Origin of the sequence: Ralstonia sp. RL (assembly GCF_001683835.1) — a bacterium.
In the GTDB taxonomy this organism is placed as follows: Bacteria; Pseudomonadota; Gammaproteobacteria; order Burkholderiales; family Burkholderiaceae; genus Ralstonia; species Ralstonia mannitolilytica.
In genome coordinates, this window is sequence record NZ_LWRX01000148.1 from 116,306 (window position 1) to 129,774 (window position 13,469).

Annotated in this window: 15 protein-coding genes; 10 read left to right on the top strand and 5 right to left on the bottom strand. The window is 66.9% G+C overall.

Annotated elements, in window-relative coordinates; translation table 11 throughout:
• The first annotated feature begins 35 nt into the window (after nt 1–35).
• Complete coding sequence (locus tag A6M56_RS14215) at nt 36–488, top strand: GNAT family N-acetyltransferase (protein ID WP_045786812.1); 453 nt, start codon at nt 36–38, stop codon at nt 486–488.
• Here the strand turns inward: A6M56_RS14215 and A6M56_RS14220 are convergent.
• Nucleotides 478–1,383, bottom strand: coding sequence for a LysR family transcriptional regulator (locus A6M56_RS14220; protein ID WP_102079787.1), 906 nt, complete (start codon nt 1,381–1,383; stop codon nt 478–480). The two genes, A6M56_RS14215 and A6M56_RS14220, sit on opposite strands and share 11 nt — an antisense overlap.
• 106 nt (nt 1,384–1,489) lie before the next feature.
• Between A6M56_RS14220 and A6M56_RS14225 the strand changes: the two genes are divergently transcribed.
• The gene (locus tag A6M56_RS14225) at nt 1,490–2,392 is read left to right on the top strand and encodes a sterol desaturase family protein (protein ID WP_102079788.1); all 903 of its coding nucleotides are present in this window, start codon (nt 1,490–1,492) and stop codon (nt 2,390–2,392) included.
• Nucleotides 2,393–2,395: 3 nt separating this feature from the next.
• Here the strand turns inward: A6M56_RS14225 and A6M56_RS14230 are convergent, their stop codons facing one another.
• The 3 genes from A6M56_RS14230 to ygfZ all read right to left on the bottom strand — a co-directional run bounded on the left by A6M56_RS14230 (nt 2,396) and on the right by ygfZ (nt 4,676).
• Entirely contained in the window at nt 2,396–3,211 is an 816-nt protein-coding gene (locus A6M56_RS14230; RefSeq protein ID WP_102079789.1) for an NRDE family protein, read from the bottom strand.
• A gap of 118 nt (nt 3,212–3,329) precedes the next feature.
• Complete coding sequence (locus A6M56_RS14235) at nt 3,330–3,620, bottom strand: DUF4936 family protein (RefSeq protein WP_045786816.1); 291 nt, start codon at nt 3,618–3,620, stop codon at nt 3,330–3,332.
• A gap of 15 nt (nt 3,621–3,635) precedes the next feature.
• Nucleotides 3,636–4,676, bottom strand: a complete 1,041-nt coding sequence (gene ygfZ, locus A6M56_RS14240; protein WP_062739197.1) for a CAF17-like 4Fe-4S cluster assembly/insertion protein YgfZ — start codon at nt 4,674–4,676, stop codon at nt 3,636–3,638.
• A gap of 266 nt (nt 4,677–4,942) precedes the next feature.
• On the opposite strand from ygfZ, the gene mltG reads away from it, so the two are divergent.
• The 6 genes from mltG to A6M56_RS14270 all read left to right on the top strand — a co-directional run bounded on the left by mltG (nt 4,943) and on the right by A6M56_RS14270 (nt 9,791).
• Nucleotides 4,943–5,941 carry an endolytic transglycosylase MltG gene (gene mltG / locus A6M56_RS14245; RefSeq protein WP_062739198.1) on the top strand — a complete coding sequence of 333 codons (999 nt, stop codon included), beginning with the start codon at nt 4,943–4,945 and terminating at the stop codon, nt 5,939–5,941.
• Nucleotides 5,938–6,555 (top strand): dTMP kinase, encoded by a 618-nt coding sequence (gene tmk, locus A6M56_RS14250; RefSeq protein ID WP_045786819.1) that lies wholly within the window; start codon nt 5,938–5,940, stop codon nt 6,553–6,555. Before mltG ends, tmk begins: the two co-directional genes overlap by 4 nt.
• Nucleotides 6,556–6,636: 81 nt before the next feature.
• Nucleotides 6,637–7,647, top strand: coding sequence for a DNA polymerase III subunit delta' (locus A6M56_RS14255; protein ID WP_102079790.1), 1,011 nt, complete (start codon nt 6,637–6,639; stop codon nt 7,645–7,647).
• A gap of 69 nt (nt 7,648–7,716) precedes the next feature.
• Nucleotides 7,717–8,085 (top strand): PilZ domain-containing protein, encoded by a 369-nt coding sequence (locus A6M56_RS14260; protein ID WP_180964251.1) that lies wholly within the window; start codon nt 7,717–7,719, stop codon nt 8,083–8,085.
• Nucleotides 8,086–8,137: 52 nt separating this feature from the next.
• Nucleotides 8,138–8,941: a TatD family hydrolase gene (locus A6M56_RS14265; RefSeq protein WP_102079791.1), complete on the top strand. Its 804-nt coding sequence runs from the start codon at nt 8,138–8,140 to the stop codon at nt 8,939–8,941.
• 25 nt (nt 8,942–8,966) lie between these two features.
• On the top strand, nt 8,967–9,791 hold the full coding sequence (locus tag A6M56_RS14270; RefSeq protein ID WP_102080258.1) for an ankyrin repeat domain-containing protein: 825 nt from the start codon (nt 8,967–8,969) through the stop codon (nt 9,789–9,791).
• A gap of 27 nt (nt 9,792–9,818) precedes the next feature.
• On the opposite strand, the gene egtB is transcribed toward A6M56_RS14270, so the two are convergent.
• Nucleotides 9,819–11,129, bottom strand: coding sequence for an ergothioneine biosynthesis protein EgtB (gene egtB / locus A6M56_RS14275; protein ID WP_102079792.1), 1,311 nt, complete (start codon nt 11,127–11,129; stop codon nt 9,819–9,821).
• Nucleotides 11,130–11,368: 239 nt separating this feature from the next.
• Between egtB and A6M56_RS14280 the strand changes: the two genes are divergently transcribed.
• Together A6M56_RS14280 and A6M56_RS14285 are read left to right on the top strand one after the other, a co-directional pair.
• Entirely contained in the window at nt 11,369–12,439 is a 1,071-nt protein-coding gene (locus tag A6M56_RS14280; RefSeq protein ID WP_102079793.1) for a LacI family DNA-binding transcriptional regulator, read from the top strand.
• Entirely contained in the window at nt 12,436–13,467 is a 1,032-nt protein-coding gene (locus tag A6M56_RS14285) for an ABC transporter substrate-binding protein (protein WP_102079794.1), read from the top strand. Before A6M56_RS14280 ends, A6M56_RS14285 begins: the two co-directional genes overlap by 4 nt.
• The last annotated feature ends 2 nt before the right edge of the window (nt 13,468–13,469 follow it).

The window sequence follows — 13,469 nt, forward strand, 5'->3', positions numbered from 1 at the left end:
ACCCCTCTTCAACGTTCAAGTATTGAAACCCGAACATGACTGCTCCTGAATCTGTCCGCCCGCTGGCCGGCGTAGAAGTCGACCGCTGGGACGCCGTGCGCGAAGAAGCCCGCGCCATCCGCTACGACGTGTTCGTCATCGAGCAGGGCGTGCCCGTCGAGCTGGAATGGGACGAATGGGATGACCAATGCTGGCACGCACTGGCGCGCGATACCGCCGGGCGCGCCGTGGCCACCGGCCGCCTGCTGCCCGACGGGCATATCGGCCGCATGGCGGTGCGCAAGGAGGCGCGCGGTACGGGCGTGGGCGCGCGCGTGCTCGAAGCGCTGATCGCGAAGGCACAGTCGCTCGGGTATCGGGAGCTGATCCTCAACGCGCAAACGCACGCCATGCCGTTCTATGCGCGCGCCGGCTTCACGGCCGAGGGCGGGGAATTTGAAGAAGCCGGCATCCCGCACCGGACCATGCGCCGCGTGCTCACACGTTGATGGCCTCGGCGGCCCGCACGATGGCTGCGATGGCCGCCTGCGCTGCGGGTGATGCCGTCCTGCCGCGCAAGCGCACGATGCCCGTGGTGGACGGCTGCGAGAGCCAGCCCTTCACCGTGAGCCGGACCAGCGTGCCGGCCTCCAGCTCTTCGCGCACGGCGGCATCCGTGGCGCCCAGGATGGTGTCGGTGGTGAGCGCCACCGTCTTCAGCACGCCGTAGTTGTCGCATTCCAGGGCGATGGTGGCCTGCTGGCCCGCTGGCAGCCCGAGCAGCTTCGCCAGATCCATCTTGGATGGGCTCAGCAGCTTGGGCACGGCAACGCCGTATTCCCACACCTCGCGCAGCGTCGCCTTGCGCCCGGCCAGCGGATGGCCCGCCCGCGCATACAGATGCGGCGGCTGGCCGCCGATCGGCTGGACATCCAGCGCGGCGTCTGCCGGCATGTCGCGCACGTCCGCGGCAAAGAACTCGATGTTCTCGCTGCGCAGGCGTTCGAGCAGCTGCGCCCAGTTGCCCACCTCCATGCGCAGCGCCACCTGCGGATGCTGCTGGCGCAACTCGCGCAGCGCCTGCGGCATCAGCGTGGCCGTCAACAGCGGCCCGACCCCGAAGGCGGTGTCGCCCAGATGGCTGTCACGGTAGAGCTCAACATCGCGCTGCAGGCAACGCGCCTCGAACAGCAGTTGGCGCGCGCGCTTGATGACGAAGGCGCCCGCGGGCGTGGGACGTACGTCGCCGGTCTCGCGGTCGAACAGGCGGATGCCGAGATCGTCTTCCACCGCCTGGATGCTGCGGCTGAAGGCCGGCTGGCTGAGGTGGACCTGCTCCGCCGCCCGTGCAAAGTGCAGCGTGTCGGCCAAGGCGACGACATGGCTCAGGCGGCGTAGATCCATGGCATTGCGTTCCGTGCATTGAACAGATGTCGATTATGCATTAGACGCATTGAAGCGCCACGCCTAGCATCGTCTTCACAACCATTCAACGTGAGGAGACGCCGCGATGAGTTCCCAGATGGAGCACGCCCTGATAGCTGCCTGCATCCTCGGCTTTGCCGCCATGGAATTCGTCACGCGGCGTTACCAGGCCACCGTGCGCGGGCGCGCCACCGCCAACGATGCCTGGCTCGAGGCGCTGATGTTCGTGAGCCTCATCGCCGTGACGCAGCCGATCGCAATGCTGGGCAGCAATGCGCTGTGCAAGTGGCTCATCCCGGCGCAGCACAACGCGTGGGCGAACCTGCCGTGGTGGGCCATGACGGGCCTGCTGCTGGTCGGGGACGACCTGACCCAGTATCTGTGGCACCGCGCATCGCACACGCCGCTGCTGTGGCCGCTGCACCGCGCACATCACAGTGCGCCCTACATGAGCGTGCGCATCACGTACCGCAACAACTTCTTCTATTACCTGATGATGCCGGGCCTGTGGATTGGCGGCGTGGCGGTGTACCTGGGCTTCGGGCCCGTCTATGCGGCGTACGTGGTGGTCAAGCTGGCGGTCATCATCGGCGCGCATTGCGCGTGGCCGTGGGATGCACCGCTGTACCGCATTCGCGCGCTGCGTCCGGTGATGTGGGTGGTCGAACGCACGATTTCCACGCCGGCCACGCACTGGGCGCACCACGCGCTGACCAACGCCGATGGCATCGGCCATTACAAGGGCAACTTCGGCAACCTGCTGTTCTTCTGGGATGTGCTGTTCGGCACGGCGCACATCACGCGCAAGTACCCGGCGCAAATCGGCCTGCAGGACGACGCGCTGTTCGGCCCGGAGCGGTGGACAGCCCAGATGTTCTATCCGCTGGTGCACTCGCGGCGCGAGCATTCGGCGCTGCGCCCGGGCGGTACGGCGGTCACGGAAATGGAGGTGGACGCGGCCCCGGGCGCAAGTCGGGAAGCCGCCTGAGCGTCAGGTGTCGGCGTGGGTGACTGTGTCGAGCACGCCGAGATAGCGCGTCTCGCCAATCTGGCCTTGAGCGTCAAAGCGGCGCTCCGTCACGTCGAAGCAGCCGTCGTGACGAATGCGCACCACGGTGCTGGCGCGCGTGCCGTAGCGCGGCGAGCGGATGAACGCGGCGGAGAGCAGCTTTTCCCATTCCGGCGCCACGCCCGTGGAGGGCAGCGCGCTGGCCGGGGCTTCGCGGGTTTCCGACAAGAGCGCCAGATACCGGCCGACATCCACCGCATTGCCATGCCGGCCCGTATCGGCGGCCAGCGCTTCGGCAAAGGCGGCCATGCGGTGCCGCACCTTGAACCAAGGTGTATCGAGCAGCGCGTTCGACAGCCCATAGACGCCCGGCGACAGTTTGCGCGGCGCCTCGGCGCGGTTGCTCGTCCACCAGAGTTCATCGCGGGTGGCGGTCAGGAGGTTGTAGCCGTTGTAGGCGCGGTTGCGGGCCGTGAGGTTGTCGAGATAGGCCGGGATGGACACGTCGTCCGCTGTCAGGAAATCGGCGACAAGTTCGCCACGCGATCGCGCATCCGGGCGGCGCTCGGAGGGTGCGCGGTAGTTGGTCAGCGCGGCAAAGCGGCCGTCGCGCGTCATGCCCATCCACGTGCCTGCGTGGCCGACGACCTGTGCCAGATCGCGCCCGCCGAGCACGTTCGGCGCATCGCTCCACCACGCCAGCGGCGCGGCGGGGCGGTCATAGAATTCGTCCCGGTTGGCGGCCACCACCAGCGCGTAGGCGGGGTGGGCGTGCCAGGCCGTGAGAATCAAACACATAACAGCTTCCTTTGAAAACGCCACGCGGTCGATCCATGTGACGACCTGTGTTGCGCGGGCTTCGGCCAAGCATAGCAGCCTGCCGAATTTTTGCGATGTCGATTGCGGCGCAGCGCCGTCAGCCGTTTTCCAGATCGACAAACAGCTCGGCGTGGCGCTCACCGGCGATCATGTCGCGCGGGCCGCCGGTCTCCCACAGGCCGGCTAAGGTGGCGGCAAAGGCGGGCGGGATGTCGTGGTAGCACTCCATCCATGTGACGACGCCGTCGCGCACTTCGGGACGGCGCATCAACGTGCCGGCCACGCCGGTCGCCTCTTCCACGGTGTCGAGCCAGGCCTGCCAGCGCGGCAGGGCGGCCTGGGCGTCACGCTCGGCGACGCGGAAGTAGACGAACAGATGGTCGGCCATGATTGCTCGGTGCCGTCAGGCGTTTTCGGGCGTGGGGATGGTGTACGGCAGGCTTTGCAGGGTCAGCACAGGGCCATCTGCCGTGGCCAGGTGGATGACGGAATCCACCGCGTCCAGCTTCAGCTCGACCAGCAGGTCCGTGCCGCCGTCCGGCGCCATGGCGGCGTTGACCACCATGCCGCACGGCTGGTTCGGGTCTGCCTCGCTGTAGACCTCGGCGCCGGCGGAGGTCGGGGCGTTGACATGTGCCCGGTGCATCCGCCGCTTCAGCGTGCCGCGATACTGGCTGCGGGCCACGACCTCCTGGCCGGGGTAGCACCCCTTGCGGAAGTCGACCCCGCCCACGAGTTCGAGGTTCACCATCTGCGGCACGAACTGCTCCTGCGTGGGCAGCGTGATGTGCGGCACACCTGCCTGCAGGCTGAGCCAGTCCCAGACTTCCGTGCCGATCAGCGACAGGCGCGACGACAGGGTATTCCAGGCATGCTGGAAGTGCTCGGCGTGCACCATCCACTGGTAGCGCGGGCGGCCCTCGGCGTCGGGCAGGCGGATGACGGCGCCGACCTGCTGGCCGACCGTTGCCGGTTGCTGCGCCACGGAGTACACCGCGTCGGGCTCGGGGAGCACGGCGCCGGCTTCGCGCAGCGCATCGGCCGCATCGGGCCCGGCGACGCCGATGGCGATGAATTCGTCCATCGGACGCAGCTTGGCCTTGGCGCGCAGCACGAACATCGACAGGCGTTTGGTCAGCGGCGGCGCGACGCGCTTGTCGGTCTGCAGCACGATCGTCTCGGCCTGGCGCCACATCAGCAGCGTGGCGAGCAGCCGACCCTTGGGCGAGCAGTAGCCGGCCAGGCGCGCCTGGTTCAGGCCGAGGCCCGTCACCGCGTTGGTCAGCTGGTTGTGCAGGAACTCGGCAGCATCGGCACCTTCGACGGCGATGCGGGCGAGGTCGGTCGGTGCACACAGCACGCTGCCGCGCGCGGCGGCATCGAACTGCACGTCGAGCGGTGGAAAGCTCAGCGTATCGACGAAATCGTGAAAGACATCATTCATGGTGTGCGGGCTGCCTGAGTGTGACCCGGTATTATATTGGGCTGTCTTGGAGCGCGTTGTGCAACTGGACAGGCGTGCGAAGCGCATCAAACAGTCGCAGGGCAACGCCGGGTGTGGCGAGCCGCAACGCAGCCGTACGGCTTTTTGATGGATTTCGCAAGCCAGGTGCATGACACGCTCCAGCGACAGTTTGCGTCCTGTCCATCCATTTCAAGCGTGCGCATATCGCCGGTGCTGGCGGCTTGCGCGCGGCAGATCCAAACACGATGTTCTCTTTCTTCAAGCGCCTGATCCTGCTGACGATCCTGCTTGCGCTCGCGGCGGCAGGCGGCGTGGTGTGGTGGGCCCAGCAACCGGTGAGCCTGACGGCCTCGCCGCTGGAAGTGGTGATCAAGCCGAACTCGAGCGTGGCCTCGGTCAGCAGGCAACTGGCCAATGCCGGCGTGGGCGTGCAGCCGCAGCTGTTCACGCTGCTGGCACGTGCCACCGGCAATGCCAAGAGCCTGAAGGCAGGGGGCTACGCCCTGGAAACGGGCGCCACGCCGATGTCGATCCTCGACAAGATGGCGCGCGGCGAGGTCTCCCATTACGTGGTCACCATCATCGAAGGGTGGAACATGCGCCAGATGCGGGCGGTGGTGGATGCCGAGCCCGCGCTCAAGCACGACACTGCCGGCCTGTCGGACGCGGACCTGATGCGCAAGATCGGCGCGCCCGAGGCGAACCCGGAAGGGCTGTTCTTTCCCGATACGTATCTCTTCGCGCGGGGCAGCAGTGATGTGGAGCTGTACCGCCACGCCTACCAGGCGATGCAGAAGCGCCTGAACGACGCCTGGGCCAAGCGCGCCCTCGACCTGCCGTACAAGACGCCGTACGAAGCGCTGACCATGGCGTCCATCATCGAAAAGGAGACGGGCCAAAAGCTCGAGCGCCCGATGATTGCCGCCGTGTTCGTCAACCGCCTGCGCAAGAACATGTTGCTGCAGACCGACCCGACGGTCATCTACGGCATCGGCCCCGGCTTTGACGGCAACCTGCGCAAGCGCGATCTACAGACCGACACGCCGTACAACACCTACACCCGCACGGGCCTGCCGCCCACGCCGATCGCGCTGCCGGGCATGGCGTCGCTGCAGGCGGCGCTGAACCCGGCACCGTCGGACGCGCTGTACTTCGTGGCGCGCGGCGACGGCAGCAGCCAGTTTTCGACCAACCTGACGGACCACAACCGGGCCGTCAACAAATACCAGCGCGGCCAACCATGAGCGGCAAGTTCATCACATTCGAAGGCATCGACGGTGCGGGCAAGAGCACACACATCGCCTGGTTCGCGCAGCAACTGCAGGCCAGGCTGGCGCCGCAGGGCAAGAAGGTGGTCGTCACGCGGGAGCCGGGCGGCACGCCGCTGGGCGAACGCCTGCGCGAAGTGCTGCTGCACGAACGCATGCACCTCGAAACCGAGGCCCTGCTGATGTTTGCCAGCCGCCGCGAGCACATCGCCGAGGTCATCCAGCCCGCACTCGACGCCGGGGACTGGGTCATCTCCGACCGCTTCACCGATGCCACCTTCGCCTACCAGGGCGGGGGCAGGGGCCTGGCCATCGAGCGCCTCGAAGCGCTGGAGCAGTGGGTGCAGCAAGGTCTGCAGCCGACCAGGACCATCCTCTTCGACCTGGCCCCGGAGATTGCGGCAGCCCGCCTGGCCGATGCCCGCACACCTGACAAGTTCGAGGCTGAGTCCGCCCAGTTCTTCCTGCGGACGCGGGCCGAGTACCTGCGCCGTGCTGCGGCCGAGCCGGGCCGCTTTGTCGTGCTGGACGCCAACCGCGACCGCAGTGATATCCAGAAAGACCTGGAGAATCTGCTTGCAACGCTTTGATTTTGCACGCAATTTCCGATACCGAAACAATGGTTTCATGGCGCGAATCCGCATCAACAATCTGACGTAACTTATTGATTCATGATGCTTTATCCCTGGCAATCCGCTGACTGGGCCCGCCTGCAGGCGATGCGGGCCAAACTGCCGCACGCCATCCTGCTCAATGGCCAGGCCGGCACCGGCAAGCGCGATTTCGCCATGCATGTCGCGCAAGGCCTGCTGTGCGACACGCCGGCCGCGGACGGGCAGCCGTGCGGCACCTGCGCCGCCTGCAACTGGTTCGCCCAGGGCAACCATCCGGACTTCCACCTCGTACGCCCGGAGGCCATGGAAGACGCGCCCGAGACGGAGAAAGACGCCGACGGCAAGAAAAAGGCGCCCAGCAAGATCATCCGCATGGAACAGGTGCGCAACCTGATCGATGCGGTGGGCGTCGGCACGCACCGCGCGGGGTTGCGCGTGGTGGTGCTGTACCCGCTCGACGCGCTGCAGACCGAAGGTGCCAATGCGCTGCTCAAGACGCTGGAAGAGCCGCCGCAGAACACCGTCTTCCTGCTGGTGACGGATCGCATCGACCGCATCCTGCCGACCATCCTGTCGCGCTGCCGGCAGTTTCCGCTGCAGCCGCCGCAGCCCGAGGCAGCGCGCCAGTGGCTGGAGCAGCAGGGCGTGCCGCACGCGCAGAATCTGCTGGCGGAATTCGGCAACGCACCGCTGGCCGCGCTGGCCGCTGCGGAGTCGGAGGACCGGCCGTTGCTGCAATTCCTGCTGGAACAGCTGGGCCACGGTGCAAAGCTCGATGCGCTGGCCACGGCGGACCACCTGCAGAAATTGTCGGTCCCTGCCGTTCTCAGTACCATGCACCGTTGGGTCTTTGACCTGATGGCGGCGAGGCTGGCGGGGCGCCCGCGGTACTTCCCGGCCGAGCGTGAAGCGCTGCAGCGCTGCGCACAGGCGATCCCGCTGGAGCGCCTGGAGCGTTTTGCGCGTACGCTGCCGGAGCGCCGCCGCACCGAGCAGCATCCGCTGGCGGCGCGGCTCGTCATCGAGAGTCTTTTGCTGGATTACCGGCAGCTGTTTCCCGCTGCCTGAACCTGAACCTCTGGAATCCCTGTGAGCACTGCACCTCTTCGCACGCCTGCCACTCCCATCACGCCCGGCATGCAGACGCCAGGCACCGCCACGGGGGCGCCCAGCCGCCCGGGCATCGTCTCGCTGGCCATCAAGGACGAAGCCGGCCTGCACGCGGCCTATATGCCGTTCCTGAAGAACGGCGGCATCTTTGTGCCGACGCAGCGCCCGTACCGCATCGGGGAAGAGGTCTTTCTCGTGCTATCGCTGCTTGACCGCCCGCAGAAATACCAGGTGGCCGGCCGGGTGGCCTGGATCACGCCCGTGGGCACGCCCAACAAGACGCCGGGCATCGGGGTGCATTTCGGCGAGGACGAGCCGTGCCGTAACCTGCGGCGCGTGATCGAAGAGCTGCTCGGCAAGCAGCTTGGCTCGCAGCGCCCGACCCAAACCCTCTGACCTTCTTCTGAGACGGCGCATCGACTTTGTGCCGTAACACGCTGATTATTCGATGTTTGTCGACTCCCACTGCCATATCAACTTCCCCGACCTGCGCGCTCGCTTGCCGGAACTGCTGACGCGCATGCGCGAGAACCGCGTCACGCACGCGCTGTGCATCTCCGTCACGCTGGAAGATTTCCCGAGCGTGCTCGAGATCGCCGAGCAGGAGCCGAACGTGTACGCGACCGTGGGCGTGCATCCCGATGCCGAAGCGGACGTCGAAGAAGGCACCCGCATCGAAGAGCCCACGCTGGAGCGCCTGCTCGCCCTGGCCGATCACCCGCGCGTGGTCGGCATCGGCGAGACGGGGCTCGACTACTACCGGCTGGGCGATCGCACCGTGGCCGACATGGAGTGGCAGCGCGATCGGTTCCGCACGCACATCCGCGCTGCCAGGCAGACGGGCAAACCGCTGGTGATCCATACGCGCTCCGCCGCTGACGACACGTTGGCCCTCATGCGCGAAGAGGGCGCCGAGGCCGCGCGCGGCGTCATGCATTGCTTTACCGAAAGCTGGGACGTGGCCAAGGCGGCGCTGGACCTGGGCTTCTACATCTCGTTCTCGGGCATCGTCACGTTCAAGAATGCGGTGGACCTGCAGGAAACCGCCCGGAAGGTGCCGCTGGACCGCATGCTGATCGAGACCGATTCGCCGTACCTGGCGCCGGTGCCGTTCCGCGGCAAGACCAACGAGCCGGCCTACGTGCGGCACGTCGGTGAGTTCCTGGCCACGCTGCGCGGCGAGCCGCTGGAGCGCATCGCTAGCGCCACCACCGAGAATTTCTTCAATCTATTCAACAAAATACCGCGATAAGTTGCGGTATCACGTGAAGCACAACATGCGAAAAATCACACTGGCCGCCGGCTTGGCGATGGCGCTGTCGGGCGCCGCATACGCCACGCCGCAGGACGACCTGCGCACCGCGGTGGAGTACAACCGGCCGGTGCTGGTGCAGAAGTATGTCGCGCAGGGCGTGGACCCGAATCTGACCACGCGCGACGGCACGCCGCTGCTCGTGGATGCGCTCAAGGACAGGAACGTCGAAGTGGCCGAGGCGCTGATCCGCGCCAAGCACATCGACTTCGAGCGCACGAACGCCGCCGGCGAGAATGCCCTGATGATGGCGGCCTACCAGGGTCTGCTGCCGCTGGTGAAGCTGATGGTGGAAACGTACGACGTCGAGGTCAACAAGACCGGCTGGACGGCGCTGCACTACGCCGCCACCAACGGGCACGACGACATCGTCAAATACCTGATCGAGCACGCTGCCTACATTGACGCGGAAAGCCCCAACGGCACGACGCCGCTGATGATGGCGGCCATGAACGGCCACATCACGACGGTCAAGCTGCTGCTGGACGAAGGCGCCGACATGGAGCTGCGCAACCAGCAGAAGATGGACGTGATCGACTTTGCCCGGCGGTATCACCAGGACGAGATTGCCGCGGGGCTCGAATCGCGCCGCCGCAAGCTCGCCGAGCAGGCCGGCAAACCCCCGCATGCGCCGGCACCGGCAACACCGGCGGCCGTCGCTCAGCCTGCCAGATCGGCCGTGCCAGACGTGCCCGCGCCGATGCCGGCAGCCAAACCGGCCCCGGCCGCGCCCGGCAGCCAGGAGACGATCGGCACCCCGACCAACATGCTGTTCGACAGCAACCGCTAGGCGCCTGCCGGTTGCCCGATACGCCGGCTACGCCCGCCGCGCGAGCCGCACCCCGGTGAACTGCCACCGCTGGTGCGGATAGAAGAAGTTGCGATACGTCGCCCGCAGATGCCCCTCGGGCGACGCGCAAGACCCGCCGCGCAGCACCATCTGGCTGCACATGAACTTGCCGTTGTATTCGCCCACGGCGCCTTCGGCGGGCTCGAAGCCGGGGTAGGGGCCGTAGGGGCTCGCCGTCCATTCCCATACGTCGCCGAACATCTGGCGCAGGCTGCCCGCCTCGGTGATGCCGTGGTCGGGCAGCGGCCTCAATGGCGCCGATGAAGCGCTTGGCCCGGCAAAGTTGCCCTGCACCGGCAGGCCTTCGGCTGCATGCTCCCATTCCGCTTCGGTCGGCAGGCGTGCGCCGGCCCAGCGGGCGTAGGCGTCCGCCTCGTAGAAGCTGATGTGCGTGACGGGCGCGTCCAGATCGACCGGCTGCAGGCCGTGCAATGACATCTGCTGCCAGCCTTCGGCTTCGTCGCGGCCGGCGCGCCAGTAGAGCGGCGCCTCGATGCCCTCACGCTGCACCCACGCCCAGCCGTCGGACAGCCACAACGTGGGCTGGCGATATCCGCCGTCCTGCATGAAGGCAAGCCACTCCCGGTTGGTGACGGGGTGCGTGGCGAGCGCGTAGGGCTCCAGCCACACCGTGTGGCGCGGGCCCTCGCAATCGAACATGAACCCCGCGCCCGTGTCCGTCTTGCCGATCTGCACGGCTCCGCCCTCGAACGCGACCCAGCCGGGCTGCACCGGCGCCGCATGGACGCGCGGCACCGGCGTATCGGCATAGGCGGGGCACAGCGGGTTCTGCGCGAAGAGGTGAAGTACGTCCGTCAGCAACAGCTCCTGATGCTGCTGCTCATGATGCAGGCCGAGCGTGACGAGCCGGCCCACGTCGGCGGAGACCCCTCCGGCCAGCAGCCGCTGCATGGCCGCATCGACATGCGCGCGATAGCCCCGCACTTCATCGAGCGTCGGGCGCGTCAGCATGCCCCGACGCGGACGCGGGTGCCGCGCGCCCACCGTCTCATAGTACGAGTTGAACAGGTAGCGATAGCGCGGATCGGCTGACCGGTAGCCGGGCACGTTGGGGCCGAGCACGAACTCCTCGAAAAACCACGTGGTATGGGCGAGGTGCCATTTGGCGGGGCTGGCATCGTCCATCGACTGGACGGTGGCATCGGCGTCGGACAGCGGCGCAGCCAGCGCAAGCGATTGCGCCCGGACTACGCCGTAGTACTGCAGCAATTCGGGCAGGGCGTGGGCGGGTACGTCGAATACGGGCGATACACGCATGGTGTCTCCAAGGCAGGCGGCGAGCACGACACAGCAGCAAACGGACCATGCCGCGACGCGCCTGCTGGTGTAGGGAGCCCGTCCGAATTCGTAAGAAGCATATGCGAGCTTTGCAACTTTGCCATGCGCAACAACGACGATGCTGCATTGCGGCGGCCACTGCAGCGCAGCATCGGTTGTCATGAAAAGGTCATGCCTGGCACCTAGGATGTAAACGTTTACACCGGCAGGACAACACCGTGGGAAGCAGCATCAAGGACGTGGCAACGCATGCCGGCATTTCGATTGCCACCGTATCGCGCGCGGTCAATTCGCCGGAACGGGTGAGCGCCGCGACGCTCGCGCGTGTGCAGGCCGCCATGGATGCGCTGCAATACCGCCCCAATGCCCTGGGCCGGCAGTTGCGCGCCGAGCGCACCGGCCTGCTGGGCGTGGTGCTGCCGTCGCTCGCCAACCCGGTGTTTGCCGAATGCATGCAGGGCATCGAGGAGGCCGCCTCCGTCACGGGTCAGCGCGTCATGCTGATGACGACCGCATACGACCGCGAACGCGAAGCGCGCGCCATCGAAACCATGCTCGAGCAGCGCGTCGATGGCCTGATCCTGACGGTGGCCGATGCCGCCGCCAACGCGCACCTCGATCGCCTCGACGCAGAAGGCGTGCCCTACGTGCTGGTCTACAACGACACGGTCGGCCAGGCGCGCATTCCCGCCCGCTGCTGCGTGACCGTCGACAACCGCGCCGCCGCACGCGACGCCATTCACGCGTTGCTCGCGCAGGGCCACCGCCAGATCCGCATGCTGACGGGCACGCTGGCGGCGTCGGACCGTGCGGCCCTGCGCCACGACGGCTACCGCGAAGCGCTGGAAGCAGCCGGCATTGCACCGCAGCCGCCCGTCGAAATTGATTTCAATGCCGACGCCATGCTGCCGGCCGAGCTGGCCCGCCTGCTGGCGCCGCCACGCCCGACCGCCATTTTCTGCAGCAACGACCGCCTTGCCTTGCTCACCATCCGCTCGCTGCGCGAGATGGGCCTGCGCGTGCCTGAAGACGTGAGCGTGGTCGGCTTTGATGGCTTGGCGATGGGGCAGTGGCTTTCGCCGACGCTGGCCACCGTGGCGCAGCCGCACCGCCGGATCGGCGCCGACGCGGCCACGGCGCTGGGCCGCCGCATCACCGGGGAGGTGGTGCCCTCGATTACGTTGCCGCACCGCTTGCTGGCGGGCGGCACGCTGGCCCGTGCGCCGGCGGAAGCGTCTCTCTCCGTTGTTTCTTCCCTCACGTCTGATACGCAAGGAGCGTCTCGATGAAACGTCTCGTTCAATGGCTGCGCGTGTGCGGCCTCGTGGCTGCCGGCGCGTTCGCCGCGGCTGCGCCAGTGCAGGCACAGCCGGCCGGCCAGCAAGTCGCCATCTGCTACAACTGCCCGCCCGAATGGGCCGACTGGGCCAGCCAGATCAAGGCCATCAAGGACAAGACCGGCATTACCGTGCCGTTCGACAACAAGAACTCCGGCCAGGCCATCGCGCAGATGCTGGCCGAGAAGTCGCACCCCGTGGCTGACGTGGCCTACCTGGGCATCACGTCTGCGTATCAGGCCAAGGAAAAGGGCTTGGTCGCCAACTACAAGCCCAAGCATTGGGAAGACATTCCGGCCGGCATGAAGGACCCGGACGGTGCGTTCTTCTCGATCCACTCCGGCACGCTGGGCTTTTTCGTCAACAAGGACGCGCTGGAAGGCAAGCCCGTGCCGCGCTCCTGGAAAGACCTGCTCAAGCCCGAATACAAGGGCATGGTCGGCTACCTGGACCCGAGCAGCGCCTTCGTCGGCTACGTGGGCGCCGTGGCGGTCAACCAGGCCCTGGGCGGCACGCTTGACGACTTCAGCCCCGCCATCGAATGGTTCAAGCAGTTGAAGAAGAACGCGCCGATCGTGCCGAAGCAGACCGCCTACGCGCGCGTCGTGGCCGGTGAGATCCCGATCCTGCTCGACTACGACTTCAACGCCTACCGCGCCAAGTACAAAGACCACGCCAATGTGGAATTCGTGATTCCGCAGGAAGGCACCATTGCCGTGCCGTACGTGATGAGCCTGACCGCCGGTGCACCGCACGCCGACAACGCCAAGAAGGTGCTGGATTTCGTGCTGTCCGACGAAGGCCAGACGCTGTGGGCCAACGCCTACCTGCGCCCCGTGCGCGCCAATGCCATGAGCAAGGAGGCCGCCTCGCGCTTCCTCCCGGCCAGCGAATACGCCCGCGCCAAGACGGTCGACTTCAACAAGATGGCAGCCGGCCAGCAGGCGTTTGGCACGCGCTACCTGAACGAGGTCCGCTGAGC

Coding starts and splice junctions, on each gene's coding strand:
- ygfZ (WP_062739197.1), bottom strand. CDS start 4,676: ATGAATGATGTCTTTCACGATTTCGTCGATACGCTGAGCTTTCCACCG.
- A6M56_RS14255 (WP_102079790.1), top strand. CDS start 6,637: ATGATGCTTTATCCCTGGCAATCCGCTGACTGGGCCCGCCTGCAGGCG.
- egtB (WP_102079792.1), bottom strand. CDS start 11,129: ATGCGTGTATCGCCCGTATTCGACGTACCCGCCCACGCCCTGCCCGAA.
- A6M56_RS14230 (WP_102079789.1), bottom strand. CDS start 3,211: ATGTGTTTGATTCTCACGGCCTGGCACGCCCACCCCGCCTACGCGCTG.
- A6M56_RS14220 (WP_102079787.1), bottom strand. CDS start 1,383: ATGGATCTACGCCGCCTGAGCCATGTCGTCGCCTTGGCCGACACGCTG.
- A6M56_RS14260 (WP_180964251.1), top strand. CDS start 7,717: ATGCAGACGCCAGGCACCGCCACGGGGGCGCCCAGCCGCCCGGGCATC.
- A6M56_RS14285 (WP_102079794.1), top strand. CDS start 12,436: ATGAAACGTCTCGTTCAATGGCTGCGCGTGTGCGGCCTCGTGGCTGCC.
- mltG (WP_062739198.1), top strand. CDS start 4,943: ATGTTCTCTTTCTTCAAGCGCCTGATCCTGCTGACGATCCTGCTTGCG.
- A6M56_RS14235 (WP_045786816.1), bottom strand. CDS start 3,620: ATGGCCGACCATCTGTTCGTCTACTTCCGCGTCGCCGAGCGTGACGCC.
- A6M56_RS14270 (WP_102080258.1), top strand. CDS start 8,967: ATGCGAAAAATCACACTGGCCGCCGGCTTGGCGATGGCGCTGTCGGGC.
- A6M56_RS14225 (WP_102079788.1), top strand. CDS start 1,490: ATGAGTTCCCAGATGGAGCACGCCCTGATAGCTGCCTGCATCCTCGGC.
- A6M56_RS14215 (WP_045786812.1), top strand. CDS start 36: ATGACTGCTCCTGAATCTGTCCGCCCGCTGGCCGGCGTAGAAGTCGAC.
- tmk (WP_045786819.1), top strand. CDS start 5,938: ATGAGCGGCAAGTTCATCACATTCGAAGGCATCGACGGTGCGGGCAAG.
- A6M56_RS14265 (WP_102079791.1), top strand. CDS start 8,138: ATGTTTGTCGACTCCCACTGCCATATCAACTTCCCCGACCTGCGCGCT.